The 19139-nt window shown below is 61.7% G+C and carries 18 protein-coding genes; all 18 read right to left on the bottom strand.

Going from position 1 to position 19139, the window contains the following annotated elements:
• Nucleotides 1-15: 15 nt before the first annotated feature.
• The gene (locus H582_RS0103645) at nt 16-1485 is read right to left on the bottom strand and encodes a flagellar hook-length control protein FliK (protein ID WP_028597431.1); all 1470 of its coding nucleotides are present in this window, start codon (nt 1483-1485) and stop codon (nt 16-18) included.
• A gap of 17 nt (nt 1486-1502) precedes the next feature.
• Nucleotides 1503-2396 (bottom strand): MotE family protein, encoded by an 894-nt coding sequence (locus H582_RS0103650; RefSeq protein ID WP_028597432.1) that lies wholly within the window; start codon nt 2394-2396, stop codon nt 1503-1505.
• 66 nt (nt 2397-2462) lie between these two features.
• Nucleotides 2463-2912: a flagellar export protein FliJ gene (gene fliJ / locus H582_RS0103655; RefSeq protein WP_028597433.1), complete on the bottom strand. Its 450-nt coding sequence runs from the start codon at nt 2910-2912 to the stop codon at nt 2463-2465.
• Between the two features lie 15 nt (nt 2913-2927).
• Complete coding sequence (gene fliI / locus H582_RS0103660) at nt 2928-4244, bottom strand: flagellar protein export ATPase FliI (RefSeq protein ID WP_028597434.1); 1317 nt, start codon at nt 4242-4244, stop codon at nt 2928-2930.
• Nucleotides 4241-5083 (bottom strand): FliH/SctL family protein, encoded by an 843-nt coding sequence (locus H582_RS0103665; protein WP_028597435.1) that lies wholly within the window; start codon nt 5081-5083, stop codon nt 4241-4243. Before H582_RS0103665 ends, fliI begins: the two co-directional genes overlap by 4 nt.
• Entirely contained in the window at nt 5076-6089 is a 1014-nt protein-coding gene (gene fliG, locus H582_RS0103670) for a flagellar motor switch protein FliG (protein WP_028597436.1), read from the bottom strand. The genes H582_RS0103665 and fliG overlap by 8 nt, the downstream gene beginning before the upstream one ends.
• Nucleotides 6090-6102: 13 nt before the next feature.
• Nucleotides 6103-7668 carry a flagellar basal-body MS-ring/collar protein FliF gene (gene fliF / locus H582_RS0103675; protein WP_028597437.1) on the bottom strand — a complete coding sequence of 522 codons (1566 nt, stop codon included), beginning with the start codon at nt 7666-7668 and terminating at the stop codon, nt 6103-6105.
• A 39-nt stretch (nt 7669-7707) separates the two neighbouring features.
• Nucleotides 7708-8019 carry a flagellar hook-basal body complex protein FliE gene (gene fliE, locus H582_RS0103680; RefSeq protein WP_228551531.1) on the bottom strand — a complete coding sequence of 104 codons (312 nt, stop codon included), beginning with the start codon at nt 8017-8019 and terminating at the stop codon, nt 7708-7710.
• A 36-nt stretch (nt 8020-8055) separates the two neighbouring features.
• Nucleotides 8056-8502, bottom strand: coding sequence for a flagellar basal body rod protein FlgC (flgC, locus tag H582_RS0103685; protein WP_028597439.1), 447 nt, complete (start codon nt 8500-8502; stop codon nt 8056-8058).
• Between the two features lie 3 nt (nt 8503-8505).
• Nucleotides 8506-8874 carry a flagellar basal body rod protein FlgB gene (gene flgB, locus H582_RS25825; protein ID WP_307719973.1) on the bottom strand — a complete coding sequence of 123 codons (369 nt, stop codon included), beginning with the start codon at nt 8872-8874 and terminating at the stop codon, nt 8506-8508.
• A gap of 262 nt (nt 8875-9136) precedes the next feature.
• Nucleotides 9137-9907 (bottom strand): GTP-sensing pleiotropic transcriptional regulator CodY, encoded by a 771-nt coding sequence (gene codY, locus H582_RS0103695; RefSeq protein ID WP_028597440.1) that lies wholly within the window; start codon nt 9905-9907, stop codon nt 9137-9139.
• A gap of 33 nt (nt 9908-9940) precedes the next feature.
• Complete coding sequence (gene hslU / locus H582_RS0103700) at nt 9941-11320, bottom strand: ATP-dependent protease ATPase subunit HslU (RefSeq protein WP_028597441.1); 1380 nt, start codon at nt 11318-11320, stop codon at nt 9941-9943.
• 67 nt (nt 11321-11387) lie between these two features.
• Entirely contained in the window at nt 11388-11930 is a 543-nt protein-coding gene (gene hslV, locus H582_RS0103705; protein WP_028597442.1) for an ATP-dependent protease subunit HslV, read from the bottom strand.
• 26 nt (nt 11931-11956) lie between these two features.
• Complete coding sequence (trmFO, locus tag H582_RS0103710) at nt 11957-13285, bottom strand: FADH(2)-oxidizing methylenetetrahydrofolate--tRNA-(uracil(54)-C(5))-methyltransferase TrmFO (RefSeq protein ID WP_028597443.1); 1329 nt, start codon at nt 13283-13285, stop codon at nt 11957-11959.
• Nucleotides 13286-13378: 93 nt separating this feature from the next.
• A complete protein-coding gene (gene topA / locus H582_RS0103715) occupies nt 13379-15475 on the bottom strand; it encodes a type I DNA topoisomerase (RefSeq protein ID WP_028597444.1) in 2097 nt (698 codons plus the stop codon).
• A 26-nt stretch (nt 15476-15501) separates the two neighbouring features.
• On the bottom strand, nt 15502-16578 hold the full coding sequence (dprA, locus tag H582_RS0103720; protein ID WP_028597445.1) for a DNA-processing protein DprA: 1077 nt from the start codon (nt 16576-16578) through the stop codon (nt 15502-15504).
• 248 nt (nt 16579-16826) lie between these two features.
• On the bottom strand, nt 16827-17756 hold the full coding sequence (gene sucD, locus H582_RS0103725) for a succinate--CoA ligase subunit alpha (RefSeq protein ID WP_028597446.1): 930 nt from the start codon (nt 17754-17756) through the stop codon (nt 16827-16829).
• A 49-nt stretch (nt 17757-17805) separates the two neighbouring features.
• The gene (sucC, locus tag H582_RS0103730; protein WP_028597447.1) at nt 17806-18966 is read right to left on the bottom strand and encodes an ADP-forming succinate--CoA ligase subunit beta; all 1161 of its coding nucleotides are present in this window, start codon (nt 18964-18966) and stop codon (nt 17806-17808) included.
• Nucleotides 18967-19139: the final 173 nt, after the last annotated feature.

Genomic DNA, 19139 nt, shown 5'->3' on the forward strand with positions numbered 1-19139 from the left:
CCTCCTTCGTTCGGCTTAAGCCGTCTCATTGACCGAGCGCCCGAATCCGAGCTCGCGGATCGCCGTCTGCGTGGCCGCGTCGGCTTCGCGCAGCGCCGCCGCTTCCTCCGTCGCGCGCCCGCCGCCGGTGAAGCTCTGTCCCCGTCCGCCGCCGCCTTGCTGCTGGCCGAAGGAGAGGCTCGTCTGCAGCTCGCCGCTTCCGACCTCCATCCGATCGACCTGGATTCCTTGGAGCTGCAGCGACTGGCGGAGCTGGGCGAGCTGGTTCTCGATCGCCTCGCGAGCCGCCGGCGAGTCGGCGAGGAAGAGAGCGGTCAGCTGGCCGTTGTGCAGATGAAGCTTGATGTCGACTTGGCCCAAATGCTCGGGGTTGAGCAAAATCCGCGCTTCGCTCGACTGTCCGCTTGCCGTGATATCGAGCTTTTGCAGCATGATGCCCGCCATCTCCTCGGCGAAGCGCCGCATCGCCACGACCGGCAGCGCGGCCGTCTGCGCAGCTCCCGGCTGCGGAGCCGGAGCGGCCGGTGCCGACAGCTGCGGTGCCGCCTCCGACGAAGCGGAGCCCGGCAGCGCTCCCGGCGCCGCGTCGATTGCCGCGGCCGGTGCCGCTTCCGCCGCTCGAGCCGCGGACGGCTTCGCCTCGAGAGCCGCCCTCACTTGGGCGGACGCGGCGTTCAGCCGCTCCAAGAAGGCGGCGGGAGCCGCTTTGACGGCGATCGCCGCCTGCCCGTCCGCGGCACCGCCTGCGCGGCCTCCGGCGGTGGAGCGCTCCGTGCCGGCGAGCAGCTCGCCGAGCTTGGCGAGCTGCCGGCTCACGAGCGCGGAGGCGTCGGACGCGCCAAGCTTGAGCGGCTTGCCGTCCTGCAGCGCTTGATGCAGGACGAGCAGCGATTCCAGCACGAGCGGCTTGCCTGCCGCCGCTCCTTGCAGCGAGTCCGGCGAAGCGGCCTGATCTGCGCCGACGGCGGCCGGTTGAGCTTGCGGAGCCGGCAGTCCGAGCAGCGCCAGCAGCGCTCCGAGCTCGGAAGCGGCTGCGTCCATCGCCTCGTCGGACAGCGCGGCGTCCGCGTCCTGCAGATCCGTCAGCAGGTCGAGCAGCTCGTCCAGCTGGCCGAGCAGCGTTCCTTCCGCCGATTCGCCGGATGCACCCGCCTTTTCGGCCTCCGCCGCTTCGGCTCCGTCTTCCTTCTCTGCGCCGGAGACCGCATCCGCCGCGCTTGCCGGCGTGCCGGGAGCGAGGCCCGCCAGCTGCGCGATCGCCGCCTGCAGCAGCGTTGCCGCTTCCCCTTGCGGAGAAGCTGCCGCCGAGCCGGCTGCGCCTGCTTGTCCCGCTGCGGAGGTCGATCCTCCAGCGGCGTTCATCGAGCCGATCAGCTGCTGGAACGCCGTTCCGGCGGACGAGCTTGCGCTGATCTTCGCTGCCGCCGTTCCTACCGGCGATGAGCCGGCAGTCGGAACTGTCGATTGCGTTATCGCCATTTCCATCCGTTATCCCTCCTCGATCATTTCCCGGCCATCAGCTTGGAGACCAGCTGGGAGGTCATTTTTTTGTCTGTCTTGGACATCTCCGCCACGAGCGAGGAGCGGGTCGCGTCGCTTACCGAGCTGAGGATGCGCAGCACCTTGCTGGCGCTCATATCGGCCATCTGGAGCAGCAGCGGCGCAGCCTGGGCGGCGTTCATGCTCTCGAACGTCTTGGTGAGCTGCTCCTGGTTCAGGATGGCCGAAGCCGTCTCCGTCGAGGTCGCCTCGAGCCGCAGCCGCGATTGCAGCGCGGCGATCTGCTGATCCTTGACCGGCTCGCTGTCCTTCATGCGGGCCGCCGTCTGAGCCGCCCGCTTCGGATCCATTTTGGCCAGGATCGCTCCCTGAGCCCGGCTGTCCATCGAGCCGAGCACGAGAATCGATTCCTCCAGCGTCATGTTCTCCAGAATCGGAGCCGCCTTGCTCGCCGTCATCGAGGCGAACATGCCGGCGAGCTCGGCAATCTTGCCTTGATACTGCTCGGCGCTCAGCTTTTCCGCATCGCTCGTTTTGATCAAGCCGTCGATCTGCTCCTGCAGCGACTTCACCTGAGCTTCCAGCCCGGATTTTTCGGAATCCGCCGCTTCGAGCTTAGCCTTGGCCGCGGACAGCTCCGCCTGCAGGCTCGCCAGCCTCTTGTCGTCCTGCTCCTTCAGCACGGCAGAGCCTTCCGGCTCGGAGGCGTCGCCGGGCAGCAACGCTCCGACGACCGGCACGCCTCTACCGGCATCGATCAGCCTTTCCCTCAGCGACGGGTTGAAGACGACGAACAGCACCATTACAAGCACTACCGTGAACAGCAGCGGCGTCACGAAAAACAGCATTCGTTCGATTCCGCTGTAGCCTTGCTTTTCCATTTCTTCTTTTGCCACTTGTCATCCCCCCCGGGGGCGCTGCGCTTCCCCGTCTTCCTGCGCCCGAGCGCGCCCTGGCGATTGTCAGGACTGAGCCATGCGGGCATGCCGCTGGACCGCGATCTCGTCCAGCTCGGCCTGCTCTCCGGCCAGCAGGGCGCTTCTGAACTTCTGCCAGGCCTTTTCCTTGGACTTCATCCAGATCTTCTCCTGAACCTTCCGCTCCGACAGGATCGAGCGGGACTGACTCACTTCCTGCTCCGCCTCCTGGACCTTTTTTTCCTTGAGGCAGATCGTCTTGTCCAGATGCCGGATGAAATGCTGGATCTGCTGAATCTCGTCCAGCGTGCTGCCTCGCTCGCCCTGCCGGATCAGCTTCTCTTCCCAGCGCCTGCGCTCGCTTCTCAGCTCCTCCAGCGACATTTCTTCCGCCTTCAGCAGGCCGAGAGCGGCGCTGAGCCCCCATTCGGCTTGAGTCGTCTCGCTTTGCTTGAGGTTGACGATGCTTTGATAGGCATACCGGAATGACGCCATAGGTTCGTTCAGCTCCTACTTATTGAAGTGATCGGTCAGCTGCCGGACGGTTTCGTGGAACTCGTCCTTTTCGCTCGTCCGCTGCCGGGTGAAGCTCTGGATGAAGTCCATCTGCGCGACCGCCTCGTCGATATCGGCGTTGGAGCCGCTTTGATACGCCCCGATATGGATGAGGTCCTCCGAATCCCTATAAACGGCGAGCAAGCGCTTGAGCGCCGTGGCCGCCTGCCGATGGTCCTCATCCGCGATCTCGTTCATGACGCGGCTCACCGAGCTCAGCACGTCGATCGCCGGAAAATGTCCCTTATGGGCAAGGTCCCGGCTCAACACGATATGCCCGTCCAAAATGCCTCGAACCGCATCCGCGACCGGCTCGTTCATGTCGTCCCCGTCGACGAGCACCGTGTAGAAGGCGGTGATCGACCCGCTCGGTCCTGTGCCGGCTCGCTCCAGCAGCTTCGGCAGGCCGGCAAAGACGGAAGGCGTGTAGCCTCGCGTCGCCGGCGGCTCGCCGATAGCCAGGCCGACTTCCCGCTGCGCCATCGCATAGCGCGTCACGGAATCCATCATGAGCATGACGTTCAAGCCCCGGTCCCGGAAATATTCGGCGATCGTCGTTGCGATGACCGCTCCTTTGATCCGGATGAGCGCCGGCTGATCCGACGTCGCGACGATCACGACCGAGCGGGCCAGTCCTTCCGGACCGAGATCCTTCTCGATGAACTCGAGCACCTCGCGTCCGCGCTCGCCGATGAGGGCGATGACATTCACGTCGGCGGCCGTATTGCGGGCGATCATGCCGAGCAGCGTGCTCTTGCCGACACCGGAGCCGGCGAAGATGCCGACCCGCTGGCCTTGTCCGACGGTGAGCAGTCCGTCGATCGCCCGGATGCCGATGCCGAGCGGTTCGGTGACGCGCGGACGGAACAGAGGATTGCTCGGAGGAGCTGTCGTCGGGTAACGCACCATCCGGCTCGGGATGAAGCTGCCGTCCAGCGGCCGCCCCAAGCCGTCGAGCACCTTGCCGAGCAGCTCCGAGCCGACTTGCACGGTGAGCGGCTTGCCCGTCCCGACGACGTCGCAGCCGGGGCCGATCGCGTTCAGCTCGCCGAGCGGCATGAGCACGAGGCGGTTGTCGCGGAAGCCGACGACCTCGGCCAGCAGCGGAGGAGCGCCTTTGCCGGGATAGATCTGGCAGACGTCTCCGATGCTCGCGTCCGGTCCTTCGCTCTCGATCGTCAGCCCGATGACTTGCGTCACCTTTCCGTTTACGCGCACCGGGTCGATTCCGCCCAGATGCTCGATGTAGCGTGCAGCCGAGAGCTCTTTCATGAAGCCGCCTCCTGGCCTTCCCGCTGCTGCGCGAGCTGCACGAGCTCGCGCTTGATCTCGGCGAGCTGCGTATCGATCCGGGCATCGATGCTGCCGAAGGCGGACCGGATGACGCAGCCGTGATCCTTCACGGTGGCGTCCGGCAAAATCTGCAGCTCGGCCTGCGAGTCGATCGACAGCTCAAGCTCGTCCCGCGCCGCCTGGACAGCAGCCAGCTGCGCCGGCGCGACGCAAAGCACGATGACGCCATGCTCCTTTCGCCGGGACAGCGCCTTTTTGACCAGCTCGGCCGCCCAGTCTGGCTCCAGCGTCAGCTGCCTGCCGACGAGCTTTTCTGCGATCGCGCAGCTCAGCTCGATAAGGAACGGCTCCGCTTCCTGGATGATCTGCTCCCGCATCGCGTAGGACGAGGCCAGGATGCCCGACGCTTCCTGGATGCGCTGCTCCCACTCTTCCCGGAGCCGTGCCTCCGCATCGTCGCGGCCGGACTGGAATCCGGCTTCATAGGCCGCAGACCGGACCTCCTCGACGAGGCGGTCGTCATCGGCGCGCCGCGCATGCCACCACTCGTCCATCTCGCGCTGCGCCTGCTCGAGCATCTCGTCCGATCTTCGAGCCGCATCGGCGAGCATGTCGTCCGCGACGCTCCGAGCGTCATCGAGCACTTGCCGCCGCAGCCGGTCCGTCGCTTCGTCGAGAGTCGGCTGCGGCGGCAGCGCCTCGCCGTCACCCGTCGTGATCGGCGCCTGCATGCCGCCTCCGGCCCGGGCATAAAAGCGTTCGAGCGGCTGAGAGCCGCTCTTGGGCCGTACATAGGAAGATTTGATGAGATTAGACAATGATGTCATCTCCTCCGCCGCGGGCGATGATGATGTCTCCCGCTTCCTCGAGCCTGCGGATCGTCGCTACGATGCGGGTCTGAGCTTCCTCCACGTCACGCAGCCGCACCGGCCCCATGAATTCCATCTCTTCCTTGAACGTCTCGGCCATCCGTTTGGACATGTTGCGGAAGATCGCTTCCCTGACCTCCTCGCTCGCGACCTTGAGCGCCAGCTGCAGGTCCGCGTTCTCGATGTCGCGGATGATGCGCTGGATCGAGCGGTTGTCGATGCTGACGATGTCTTCGAAGACGAACATCCGCTTCTTGATCTCTTCGGCAAGCTCCGGATCCTGAATCTCGAGCGAGTCGAGGATCGTCCGCTCGGTGCCGCGGTCGACGCCGTTCAAGATCTGGACGATCGAATCGATGCCGCCTGCATTCGTATAATCCTGGGTGACGGTCGCCGAGAGCTTCTGCTCGAGCACGCGCTCGACCTGCGAGATGACATCCGGGGAGGTGCTGTCCATAAGGGCCACCCTGCGCGCGACATCCGCCTGCTTCTCCTGGGGCAGCGAGGAAAGGATATGGGACGCTTGCTCCGGCTGCAGATAGGACAGCACGAGCGCGATCGTCTGCGGATTCTCGTTTTGGATGAAGTTGAGGATCTGCGTCGGCTCCGCCTTGCGGGCGAAGTCGAACGGCCGCACCTGCAGCGTCGCCGTCAGGCGGCTCAGCACTTCCTGGGCCTTCTGCGCGCCGAGCGCTTTTTCGAGGATGTCCTTCGCGTAGGCGATGCCGCCTTGCGAGATGTATTCCTGCGCCAGGCAGATCTGATAGAACTCGCTCATGATCAGGTCCCGCTCCGAGCTGTCGACCTTGCGGACGTTCGCGATCTCGAGCGTCAGCTGCTCGATCTCTTCCTCCCTCAGGTTTTTGAAGATCTGGGCGGATACTTCCGGGCCGAGCGTAATGAGGAGAATCGCTGCCTTCTGTCGCCCTGTCAGGGCTTGCATCGCTTTGGACATGGCGAGAGCCCTCCTATTCTTCTACAAGCCAGGTGCGGAGCAGATTGACGAACTCATCCGGCTTGCGCTTGGCGAGAGTTTCGAGATTTTTGCGTACCTGGCTGTCGTTGCTGACGCTGTCGAGATTGATGGAAGGATATTCGACCCGCGGAGACAGCTCTTCGATCGTCTCTTCGACCGCATTCTGCCGTCTTCTGCGGATGGCGAAGATGATGCCCGCCACGAGCGCCGCAGCCGCGACTCCGATCGCCGCCCACCAGATGCCGGACAGCCCTGCCGTGCCGGATGCCGAAGCCGCCTGGGCGAAGTTCTGCCCGATGACCGAAACTTTTTTGGCGATCAGCTCGTCATTGGTTACATCCTGGCCGGAATCGATCAGTTGCGACCGGACGAAGGAAGTCAGATATTGGGTGATTTGATCTTGCGTTTCCTGGTTTAATAGATTGATAGGAAGTCCTACGCTGATGCTGAGGTCCTTCACCGCGTACGGCCCCCCGACGACCGTATTTTTGATCCGGTTCACGTCGTAGTTGGTCGTACGGTCGCTTTTTTCGGAAGTGCTGGACCCCGTCGCGGAGGAAGAGTAGTTCGGCACGTCCGTCTCGCCCGTGCCCGCAACGCCGCCCGGATCTCCCGAGGACCCCTCGGTGCTTTCGGTCGACTCCTGCTGGCTGATGATGATGCCGTTGTTTCCATTGTCGTCCAGCGGCCTGACGAGATCCTCGACCCGGTTCGTCTGATCGAAATTCAGGCTGCTGGTGACGCTGACGACGAGATTCTCGCTCCCTAGCATCGGCCCGAGGAACTGCTCGATGTTCCGCTTCAGCTCCGCCTCGTATTTCTTCTTGATCTGGAAGAGCGAATCCGCGCTGCCCGTGCTGCCTGGCGCGCCGCCCGCCTTCTCGGAAGGATTGAGCTCGCCTTGCGGGCTCGTGATGGTGATGTCCTCCACTCTCAGATTCGGCACCGAGGTCTTCACCAGATTGAAGTAGCCGTCGATCTCGTCCTGGCTCGGACGGAAGCCCGGCTTGAACTTCATCACAACGGACGCGCTCGCGCCGGACTCTTCTTGCGTCTGGGCGAATACGCTCTCCTTCGGCAGATTGACGACGACCTTCGTCGAGGATACGCCTTGCATCGCATTGAGCAGCTGCTGGATTTCTCCGTTCAGCGCGTTTTTGTAGCGGACGTTGAATTCATTGTCCGTCATGCCGAACTGCGACGAGCTCGCGCTGAACGCCTCAAAGCCGATCGAGCCGTTCTGCACGAGGCCTTGGGACCCCGCTCCTACGCGGATCCGGTCCGCCTCGCTGCTTGGCACCGCGATCGAGCTGCCGCCGTTTTCGAGCTTGTAGGCGACCTTGCTGCTGTCCAGATAGTTGATGATGGCCTGAGCGTCGGTCGTATCCAGCTCGTTGAATACCGTTTCATACTGCGTCTTGCTCAAGATCGACGTCAGCAGGATGATGGTGAGCAGCAGCACGCCCAGCGTGGCTCCCAGCCAGATTTTCTGCCTTTTCCCCATCGCGCCCCAATAATTTTTCACCGACGCGCTATATCGGGCTATCGTTTCATTCACGTTTTCACCCCGCAGATTGCTGTTCCCTCAGGCAAGATCCTAGATTTGCATGCGCATGATGTCCTGATAAGCCTCGACCGCTTTGTTCCGGACCTGCGTCACGAGCTGCAGGGTCAGCTGCGCTTGCTGCGAGACGATCATGACCTGCGAGATGTCCGCCTGGCCGATCAAATACTCGTTGTTTACTTTATGTACGGCTTGTTCCTGCGCGCTTGCGCTGTCAATCGCGTTTTTCAGCACGTTGGCGAAGCTTTCGCTGAGCTCGCTCGGGCTCCCGGCCGCAGGCGCGGCCTTTTGAGCGATCGAAGCCGGCTGCTGCAGCTGCGAGAGGGCGATCGGCTGAATCATCATTCATCTCCTCCACGTTCCATTGATTTTATCTACGGCTTATTTGCCGATTTCAAGCGCCTTGACGAACATGGCCTTCGTCGCGTTCAGCGCCGTCACGTTCGCTTCATAGGCTCGCGAAGCCGAGATCATGTCGACCATCTCTTTGGCCACATCGACGTTCGGCATCCTTACATAACCGCTAGCGTCCGCATCCGGGTGGTTTGGATTGTAGACGAGCTTTTCCGGAGACTGGTCCTCCACGATCCGGGTCGCCTTCACGCCCTTGCTCGCCTCTCCCATCTCGCTCCGCAGCATCGAGTCGAAGCTTCCCGCCTTCATCGGCTCCAGCACGACCATCTTCCGCTTGTAGGGCTGGAACTGCCCATCGACAAACGAACCGCGCGTCGTCTCCGCGTTGGCGATATTGGACGAGACGACGTCCATCCTCAGCCGTTGGGCCGTCAGCGCCGAAGCGCTGATATCGAAACCGTTGCTCAGCTTCATCCGTTACCCTCTCCCGTCGATCGCAGTCCGCAGCATCGTAATTTCATGGTTGATCTGCTGAACATAGGAATTGTATTTCAGCTGGTTTTTGGCCAGCAGCGCCATTTCCCGCTCCACATCGACATTGCTGCCGTTGTTGTTCATGACGGAAGTCTCGTCCGTCACGAGTTTTGGCGCTGGAACTGAGGCCCCTGGACCTATTGGAAGATGTCTTTCATTGGTTCTTATTAGTTCCAATGTCCCACTACCTGACGTCCCAAGCTGCTCCGCCAGCAACTCTTCGAACACGAGCTCCGAGCGTTTGAAAAACGGAGTTTCCGCATTGGAGATGTTGTCTGAAATAATCTGCTGTCTGGATTCAGCAGCCCTCATCGCGCCGACGAGTCTTCCGAAATCCGCGCCTCCCAAGACATTCAACGCCTCTTCACCACTTTCCCGACGTTATCTATAACATGATATTCCACATTTCTTTCGACAATCCTTCTTTCTTCGACATCGAAAATTAAAAAAATGAGAATTCAATGTCGAGATTTGCCGACACGCTTATCTTCCTAAATTTCCATATTTATTACAATGAGAAATAAGCCCTATCTCTATATGAAGATAGGGCCTTTTCGGGACTTTAGTCTCATATTCAGTTCTTCATTTTGCTCAATTCTTCCAGAAGTTGATGATTCAGGATGCGGATATAGGTCCCTTTCATCCCTAAGGATCGCGTTTCGATAACTCCCGCACTTTCAAGTTTGCGTAGCGCGTTTACGATAACGGACCTAGTAATTCCGACCCGGTCCGCGATCTTCGATGCGACGAGCAGCCCTTCCTTCGCCTCGAGCTCGTCGAAGATATGCTCGACCGCCTCCAGCTCGCTGAACGACAGCGAGCCCATCGCCACGGCGACGACGGCGCGGCTCCTCGCCTCGAGGGCGAGCTCTTCCGCGCGTTCGCGCAAAATCTCCATCCCGACGATCGTCGAGCCGTATTCGGCAAGGATAAGGTCATCGTCATCGAACGCGCCGCTCGGCCGGGACAGGACGACGGTGCCCAGCCGGTCCCCGCCGCCCGTTACCGGAACGACGCTCATGATCTCCTGCGTGCCCATGAACGGAAAGACGGCCGCGATGCCGGGATCAGGCTCGACATTGGTCGCCGGCTCGCTCATGACCAGAAACCGGCTGTTGCTGTCCGCCGGAAAGCGCGGCTCGTCGGCGGCCATGCTGCGGAACTGCTCATGATCGAATCGGTCGACCGCCGCGCAGCCGAGAATCTTGCCTCTGCGGCTGACGACGAATACGTTCGCCTGGATGACCGTGCTGAGCACCTCGGCCATTTCCCTGAAATTCAACGCCTTGCCTGCCGCTCGCTGCAGCAGGCGATTGAGCGTCCTTGTCTTGGTCAATAAAGTCATTGGTATGGTTGCCCCCCGAACCCCTCTGCTTCTCTACAGAATATATTGGCTCAGATCGCGGTTCTGGGCGATCGAGCCGAGCTTCTCCCTAACGTACTCCGGCGTGATGTTCAAGCTCTCGAGCGTCAAATCAGGCGCTTCGAAGCTCAGATCCTCCAGCAGCTTCTCCAGAATCGTATGGAGACGGCGAGCTCCGATGTTCTCCGTGTTGCGGTTCACTTCCGCGGCGATGGACGCCAGCTCCGCGATCGCCTCGTCGGAGAACGTGATCTCGATGCCCTCCGTCGACAGCAGCGCCGCATATTGCTTCGTCAGCGCGTTTTTCGGCTCCTTGAGAATCTGGATGAAGTCCTCGAGGCTGAGCGAGGTCAGCTCCACGCGGATCGGAAAGCGGCCTTGGAGCTCCGGGATGAGATCCGACGGCTTGGACACATGGAACGCTCCGGCCGCGATGAACAGCATATAGTCCGTCTTGACGGCGCCGTACTTGGTCATGATCGTCGAGCCCTCGACGATCGGCAGGATGTCCCGCTGTACGCCTTCTCTCGATACGTCCGGACCGGAACCTTTGGACGGACTGGCGATCTTGTCGATCTCGTCCAGGAACACGATGCCGGACTGCTCCGCGCGGCTCACCGATTCGGCGATCACATCGTCCATGTCGATCAGCTTCGCCGCTTCCTCTTGCGTCAGCACCTTGCGCGCGTCCTTCACGGACAGCTTGCGGCGCTTCGTCCGCTTCGGCATGAACTGCCCCATGATCTCCTGCATGTTCATGCCCATCATCTCGTTGCCTTGGCCGCCCAGCATATCCAGCATGTTCGGCGACGTGTCCTCCACGTCCAGCTCCAGCATTTCCTTCTCGAGCTCGCCGGCCAGCAGCTTGACGCGGACCGCCTGCCGCTTCGCCGCCAGCTCCGGCTCGGACGAGCGGTCCTCCGGCTCAGGCTCGCGAGCGCCGCCGAACAGCATCTCGAGCGGGTTCTTGCCGCCCTTCGGCTTGGAGCGGGACGGCTCGAGCAGCTCCACGAGCCGCTCGTTCGCCAGCTCCTCCGCCTTGTCCTTGACCTTTTCCATCCGCTCCGCCTTCACCATGCGGATGGCGACCTCGACCAGATCGCGGATCATCGCCTCGACGTCGCGGCCGACATAGCCGACTTCCGTAAACTTCGTCGCTTCGACCTTTACGAACGGGGCTCCGACCAGCTTGGCCAGCCGACGCGCGATCTCCGTCTTGCCGACGCCGGTCGGCCCGATCATGAGAATGTTCTTCGGCACGATCTCGTCCCTCAGGCTTTCCTCGAGGCGGCTGCGGCGATAGCGGTTGCGCAGCGCTACGGCGACGGAGCGCTTGGCCTGCTTCTGTCCGACGATATATTTGTCCAGCTCGGCGACGATCTGACGCGGGGTCATGGCTTCCTTCACCCGAAATCACTCCTTTTCGTGTAGGGGACGGCTGCTCCGGCACGACCGATCAACCTTATACTTCCTCGACGATAATGCTATGGTTCGTGAAAACGCAAATTTCCGCGGCGGTCTCGAGCGCCGCTTGCGCCATCTCGCGCGCGCTCAGGTTCGGCGCATGCTTCTTGAGGGCTCTGGCCGCGGCCAAGGCGAAGCTGCCGCCCGAGCCGATCGCCAGGATGCCGTCATCCGGCTCGATGACCTCGCCGTTGCCGGAGATGAGCAGCAGGCCGGTCTCGTCCATGACGAGCAGCATCGCCTCCAGGCGACGCAGCACGCGGTCCGAACGCCATTCCTTGGCCAGCTCGACCGCCGCCCGCTGCAAATTCCCGTGATGCTCCTCCAGCTTGCCTTCGAACTTCTCGAACAGCGTGATCGCGTCCGCGACCGATCCGGCGAAGCCAGCCGCCACCTTGCCCCGGTACAGGCGCCTTACTTTTTTGGCCGAGCCCTTCATGATCATGCTGTTGCCGAAAGTGACCTGTCCGTCGCCCGCGATCGCGCCTTTGCCGTCATGCCGCACCGCGCAGATCGTCGTTGCATGAAATTGCATTTCCACGTCCATTCCTCCTTTGGCCTTGCGGTCTAGCGGCCCCCGCCGAGCCGCTCCAGCTTGAATTGCTCCAGCGAGGACAAAGCCCGGTTCGCGATATGCTCGTTCTTTTCCTTTTTATTGCGGATGCGCTGCTCCGGCGGCGGGAACAGCCCGAAGTTCGCATTCATCGGCTGAAAATGGCGGAAGTCCGCCGTCGTGATGTAATGGGCCATGCTGCCGAGCGCCGTCTCCTTCGGCAGCACGAGCGGCTCGAGGCCGCGCGCGAGGCGGCCGGCGTTGAGGCCGGCCAGCATGCCCGAAGCGGCCGATTCGACGTATCCTTCGACTCCGGTCATCTGGCCGGCGAAGAACAGGTTATCCCGTCCCTTGAACTGATAGGTCGCCTCGAGCAGCTTGGGCGAGTTGATGAACGTATTGCGGTGCATGACGCCATAGCGCACGAACTCGGCGTTTTCCAGGCCCGGGATGAGCGAGAACACCCGCTTCTGCTCGCCCCATTTGAGATGCGTCTGGAAGCCGACCAGATTGTAGAGCGTGCCCGCGGCGTTGTCCTGGCGCAGCTGGATGACCGCATGCGGCTGCTTGCCCGTACGGGGATCGACGAGCCCGACCGGCTTCATCGGACCGAACAGCACGGTCTGCTTGCCGCGCTGGGCCATCACCTCGATCGGCATGCAGCCTTCGAAGTACACTTCCTTCTCGAAGTCCTTGAGCGCGGCCGTCTCCGCCGTGACGAGCGCTTCGTGGAAGCGTTCGAATTCCTCTTCGTTCATCGGGCAGTTCAGGTAGGCCGCTTCGCCCTTGTCGTAGCGGGAAGCGAGGAACACCTTCTCCATATCTATGGAATCCTTCTCGACGATAGGAGCGGCAGCGTCATAAAAATAAAAATATTCTTCGCCCATGAGCTCCTTGATCTCGGCCGAAAGGCTCGGCGCGGTCAGCGGGCCCGTCGCGATGACGGTAATGCCGTCCTGCGGAATCTCGGCGATCTCTTCATTGTGGACCGTGACGAGCGGATGCTCGCGCAGCGTGCCGGTGATGTCGCCGGAAAATCCGTCGCGGTCGACCGCAAGCGCGCCGCCGGCCGGCACGGCATTGCGGTCGGCCGCCGCCAGGACGAGCGAGTCCATGCGGCGCATTTCTTCTTTGAGGACGCCGACGGCGTTGGCCAGGCCGTTCGCCCGCAAGCTGTTGCTGCAGACGAGCTCGGCGAATTTATCGGTATGATGGGCCGGCGTCTGCTTCACCGGCCGCATTTCGTAGAGCTTGACCTCGACGCCTTGGGAAGCGATCTGCCAGGCGGCCTCGCTGCCTGCGAGCCCGGCTCCGATGACGGTTACTGGGGGAATGGATGACAAGTGCGATTCCTCTCTTTCTTTAAGTCCAAAACGGCCCGAACAACCGCAGGGAAGCGGAAGGCGGGTGTCCGCTTTCCGCTTCCCGCTGATGGGTTATCCGAGCTCCTGATCCTCCGGCAGCTCCTCGTTGAAGTCGCAGGAAGGACACTGATACCTGGCTCCGCTCTTATTGCGCTTGATGACGAGCATGCTGCCGCATTCCGGGCACGGCTTGCCGGCCGGACGGTCCCAGGAAACGTAGTCGCAGCCCGGATACTGGTCGCAGCCGTAGAAGATGCGGCCCTTCTTGCTGCGGCGCTCGATGATCTGGCCTTCCGCGCATTTCGGGCAGGCCACGCCGATGTTCTTGACGATCGGCTTCGTATTGCGGCAGTCCGGGAATCCGGAGCAGGCGAGGAATTTGCCGAAGCGGCCCATCTTGTACACCATCGGGCTGCCGCATTTCTCGCATACCTCGTCCGACACCTCGTCTTGAAGCTCGACTTCCTTCATTTCTTCCTCGGCAACCTCAAGCCGCTTTTCGAACGACTCGTAGAATTGGGCAAGCACCCGGACCCAGTCCTCCTTGCCCTCCTCGACATGGTCGAGATCGCCTTCCATATGGGCGGTGAATTCCGCATCGAGAATCTCGGGGAAAAACTCCTCCATCAGCTGGATGACCAGCTCGCCGAGCTCGGTCGGGAAAAACTTCTTCTCCTCGATCGCGACATAGCCGCGTTTCTGGATCGTTTCCAGCGTCGGCGCATACGTGCTCGGACGGCCGATGCCGAGTTCCTCGAGCGTGCGCACGAGCCGCGCTTCGGTGAAGCGGGGCGGCGGCTGGGTGAAGTGCTGCTTCGGCTCGATCGACTCGGCCTTGAGGCTCTCCCCCTCGGCCAATGCGGGCAGGAATTTGTCCTCGTCCGCGGCGGTGCCGTCGTCATTGCCTTCGACATAAACCTTCATGAAGCCGGCAAACTTGACCTTGGAGCCGGACGCGCGGAACACCGCCTCGCCTGCGTTCAGATCGACCGTCATCGTATCGAGCACCGCCGAGCTCATCTGGCTGGCGACGAAGCGCTCCCAGACGAGCTTATACAGCCGGTACTGATCGCGGCTCAGGTATTCCTTGACCGCATCCGGCTCCCATTCCATCGACGTCGGGCGAATCGCCTCATGCGCGTCCTGGGCGTTGGCGTTTTTCTTCAGGTAGACGCGCGGCTGCTCCGGATAGAACTCCGGTCCGTACTTCTCGACGATGTAGCCCTTCGCTTCTTCTTGAGCGACCGGCGAGATCCGCGTCGAATCCGTACGCATGTAGGTGATGAGGCCGGCCGTGCCCTGCTTGCCGAGGTCGACGCCCTCATACAGCTGCTGGGCAACGGACATCGTCTTGGAAGCGCGGAAGCTCAGCTTGCGCGCCGCTTCCTGCTGCAGCGAGCTCGTAATGAACGGCGGAGCGGGATTGCGCAGCCGCTCCTTTTCCTTCACCTCGGCGACCGTGAAGTCGCGGCCCTTGATCGCTGCGAGCACGACGTCGACCTCCGCCTGGCTGCCGAGCTCCGACTTGTCGCCTTGATAGGAATGGAACTTGGCTTCGAACGCCGACTTGCCCTTATGCAGCCCAGCGGTGATGGACCAGTATTCCACCGGCTCGAACGCCTCGATCTCGTTCTCGCGGTCGCTGATCAGCTTGACCGCGACCGACTGGACGCGGCCTGCAGACAGGCCCTTCTTGACCTTCTTCCATAACAGCGGGCTGATCTTGTAGCCGACGAGGCGATCCAGGATGCGCCGCGCCTGCTGCGCGTTGACAAGATCCATGTCGATCTTGCGCGGCGTCTTGAACGCGTCCTTGACGGCCTGCTTCGTAATTTCGTTGAAGACGACGCGGCAATCGTCGGTCTCGTCCAAGTCCAGATAATGCGCCAAATGCCAGGCGATCGCCTCGCCTTCGCGATCCGGGTCAGCCGCGAGATAAACGCGCTTGACCTTTTTGCTGGCGTCCTTCAATTCCTTGAGGACGGAGCCTTTGCCGCGGATCGTAATGTATTTGGGATTGAAATCGTTCTCGACTTCGACGCCGATCTGGCTTTTCGGCAAATCGCGGATATGGCCCATCGAGGCTTTCACGATAAATTTGCTTCCCAGATATTTGCCAATCGTCTTCGCTTTTGCCGGTGATTCGACAATGACAAGTGAATCGGCCATGTTGGCGTCCTCCTTTCGCAAGCTGCTTACAATGCCATATATATGGAACCGTTATGCAGTTCAATCTTACGTTTTAAACATAAATTTATCAGAACTGTTTGCAAAAGTCCAAAAGCGAGCCCCGAAGCCTCAAACAGCTCGTCCGCCGAGCGCGGCTCGTTCTGCAGCAGCCCGTACACAAGCCGCTCATTCTCGTCGAGCCGAGGCTCCTCCAAAAGAGAAGGCGCGCTCGGCTGCGACGGCCGCAAAAAGTGAAAATCGCGGATGATCGTCTCCGAGCCGTCCGCCAGCTTCGCCCTGCCGTCTCGGATCAAAGCGTTGCAGCCGACGCTCTTGGGCGAATGGATCGGCCCCGGCACCGCATACACCTCGCGGTTCATGTCCAGCGCCTGGTCGGCCGTAATGAGCGAGCCGCTCGCCGCGGCAGCCTCGATCACGATCGTACCGTGAGACAAGCCGGCGATGATCCGGTTGCGCTGCGGGAACATGCCCGGCTTGACGGGAGTGCCGATCGGAAACTCGGACAGCACGAGCCCCTCTCGGCACAGCCGTCGGTACAACGCCCGGTTGTCGGGCGGGTAAGCGGTGTCGACCGGAGTGCCGAGCACGGCGATCGTCGCCCCTCCCGCTTCGAGCGCGGCTTCATGAGACAAGCCGTCGATCCCGCGGGCCATGCCGCTGACGATGCCGAAGCCCGCTGCTGCCAGCTCCTTGCTCAGCCTGGATGCCGCCTGCTTGCCATAGGCGGTCGGCCCTCGCGTCCCTACGATCGCCAGGCATGGCCGCTCCAGCAGCTCCAGACGCCCGACCGCGTACAGCAGCCAGGGCGGCTGCGGAATCCGCCGGAGCAGCTCGGGATACCCGTCATCGAAGATCGCCAGCCTGCGCCCGGCCAGCGCCAGAAATGCCCCTTCCCAAGCGGGTTCCTGACGCTCCCTCCAGCGCCGCGCCGCTTCCACGGCCGGCGCCTGCCGGATGCCCAGCCTTTCCAGCCGGGCGGCGTCCAGCTCCGGATCCCGCCACAGCTCCGCCTTCATCGCGCGATACAGCGATTGCCATCCGATTCCCGGCGTTTCATGCATGGCGATTATAAATTCGCGCACGCGTGCACGCTCCGGCGCAGTCCATTGCTGTTCCAACCATTCATCCATCATCGGCTACCGTCCTTTTCTTCTATTATAAAGGACGGCACCTGCGCCAATCCCTATTGTGGGGCACAAGAATCCAGATTGCAAGCGCGCAGGCGCCGCCAATGCCGCAGGAGCTTGACGAGCGGCAATAAAAAAAGGCAGCCTTCTTCCCCGAAACGGGAGAAGAAGGCTGCCTGCCTTCCAAGATCAAGCGATTGAAATCAGTGAGTCTTGCATTTCTCGAGCAGGCCCTGCTCTTCCAGCACGCTCACGAGCGTGGAGCCCATGTCGGATGGAGTCGGAGCGACCTTGATGCCGCAAGCCTCAAGCGTAGAGATTTTTTCCTTCGCCGTGCCTTTGCCTCCGGAAATGATGGCGCCGGCATGGCCCATGCGCTTTCCTGGAGGAGCCGTAGCGCCGCCGATGAAGCCGACAACCGGCTTCTTCATGTTCGCCTTGACCCACTCGGCCGCTTCTTCCTCAGCCGTGCCGCCGATCTCGCCGATCATGATGACCGCGTACGTATCCGGATCCTCGTTGAAGAGATTCAGGATATCGATGAACTCGGAGCCTTTGACCGGGTCGCCGCCGATGCCGACCGCAGTCGATTGGCCGATGCCGCGAGTCGTCAGCTGGTGGACCGCCTCGTACGTGAGCGTTCCCGAGCGGGAAACGACGCCGACATGGCCTTTGCGATGGATGTAGCCCGGCATGATGCCGATCTTGATCTCGTCCGGCGTAATGACGCCCGGGCAGTTCGGTCCGATCAGGCGGGTCTTCTTGCCTTCCATGTAGCGCTTCACGCGCACCATGTCGAGCACCGGAATGCCTTCCGTAATGCAGATGACCAGCTCCAGCTCCGCTTCCACCGCTTCCAGGATGGAGTCGGCCGCGAAGGCCGGCGGAACGTAGATGACGGATACGGTCGCGCCGGTTTCGGCGACCGCTTCGCGCACGGAGTTGAATACCGGCAGCGACTTCGTCTCGCCGTTCTCCAGCTCGATGTCGACCGTCGTGCCGCCTTTGCCCGGCGTCACGCCGCCGACCATCTGGGTTCCGTACTCAAGGGCGCCCTTCGTATGGAAGAGGCCGGTCTGGCCGGTAATGCCCTGGGTGATCACTTTGGTATCTTTGTTGATCAAAATGCTCATCGCACATTCACATCCCCTAACAGAATTCGTCTCTGCAGCCCCAAGGGCGTTATTTTACGAGCGCAACGATTTTTTGAGCGCCGTCGGACATGCTGTCCGCCGCGACCAGGTTCAGGCCCGATTCATTCAGGATCTTCTTGCCAAGCTCGACGTTCGTGCCTTCGAGGCGCACGACGAGCGGACGCTCCAGGCCAAGCTCGCGAGCAGCCGCGACAACGCCTTCCGCGATGACGTCGCAGCGCATGATGCCGCCGAAGATGTTGACGAAGATGCCCTTGACGTTGGCGTCCGACAGCAGGATCTTGAAGGCTTCCGTCACCTTCTCCTTCGTCGCGCCGCCCCCTACGTCGAGGAAGTTGGCCGGGTCGCCGCCGTAATGCTTGATGATGTCCATCGTCGCCATCGCGAGGCCGGCGCCGTTGACCATGCAGCCGATGTTGCCGTCGAGCGCGATGTAGCTGAGGTCATACTTGGAGGCTTCGATTTCCTTGGCGTCCTCTTCCTCGAGGTCGCGCAGCGCCAGGATGTCCTTGTGGCGGAACAGGGCGTTGGAGTCGAAGTTCAGCTTGGCGTCGAGCGCCATGACATTGCCGTCGCCGGTGACGACGAGCGGGTTGATCTCGGCGATCGAGCAGTCCTTGTCCACGAACGCCGCATAAAGGGCCGTCATGAACTGGACCGCCTTGCGGACGAGCTCTTTCGGGATATTGATAGCGTATGCAAGACGCTGGGCTTGGAACGGCAGCAGGCCGACCGCCGGATCGATGACTTCCTTGATGATCTTCTCCGGGGAATGCTCCGCGACTTCTTCAATCTCCGTGCCGCCCTCTTCGGACGCCATCATGACGACGCGGCCGGTCGCGCGGTCGACGACGACGCCGACATAGTATTCCTTCTTGATGTCGCAGCCTTGCTCGATCAGCAGGCGCTTGACTTCCTTGCCCTCCGGACCCGTCTGATGCGTGACGAGCGTCTTGCCCAGAATTTCGGATGCGTACTGGCGCACCTCGTCCAGGCTCTTCGCTACCTTGACGCCGCCGGCCTTGCCGCGGCCGCCCGCATGGATCTGCGCCTTGACCACAACGACGGAAGTTCCCAGTTCCTTGGCTGCCTCAACAGCCTCGTCCACCGTGAAGGCGACCTTGCCTTCCGGGACTGCGACCCCGTATTGTTTCAAGACTTCTTTGCCTTGATACTCATGAATGTTCATTCACGACATCCTCCAATCCTCTGACTCGGGTGGAAACAGCTAGATCAAATCAAACAAACATCTGTCATTATATCACAACCCGCGACTCGCTTCGCGCAAAATCACGCTCCGACCGTAAAAATTTTTTTGCGTTTCGGTAAAAGTGGAACGGAATGGAAGCGCGGTTGACACCG

It is taken from the genome of Paenibacillus pasadenensis DSM 19293 (assembly GCF_000422485.1).
Taxonomy (GTDB): domain Bacteria; phylum Bacillota; class Bacilli; order Paenibacillales; family Paenibacillaceae; genus Paenibacillus_O; species Paenibacillus_O pasadenensis.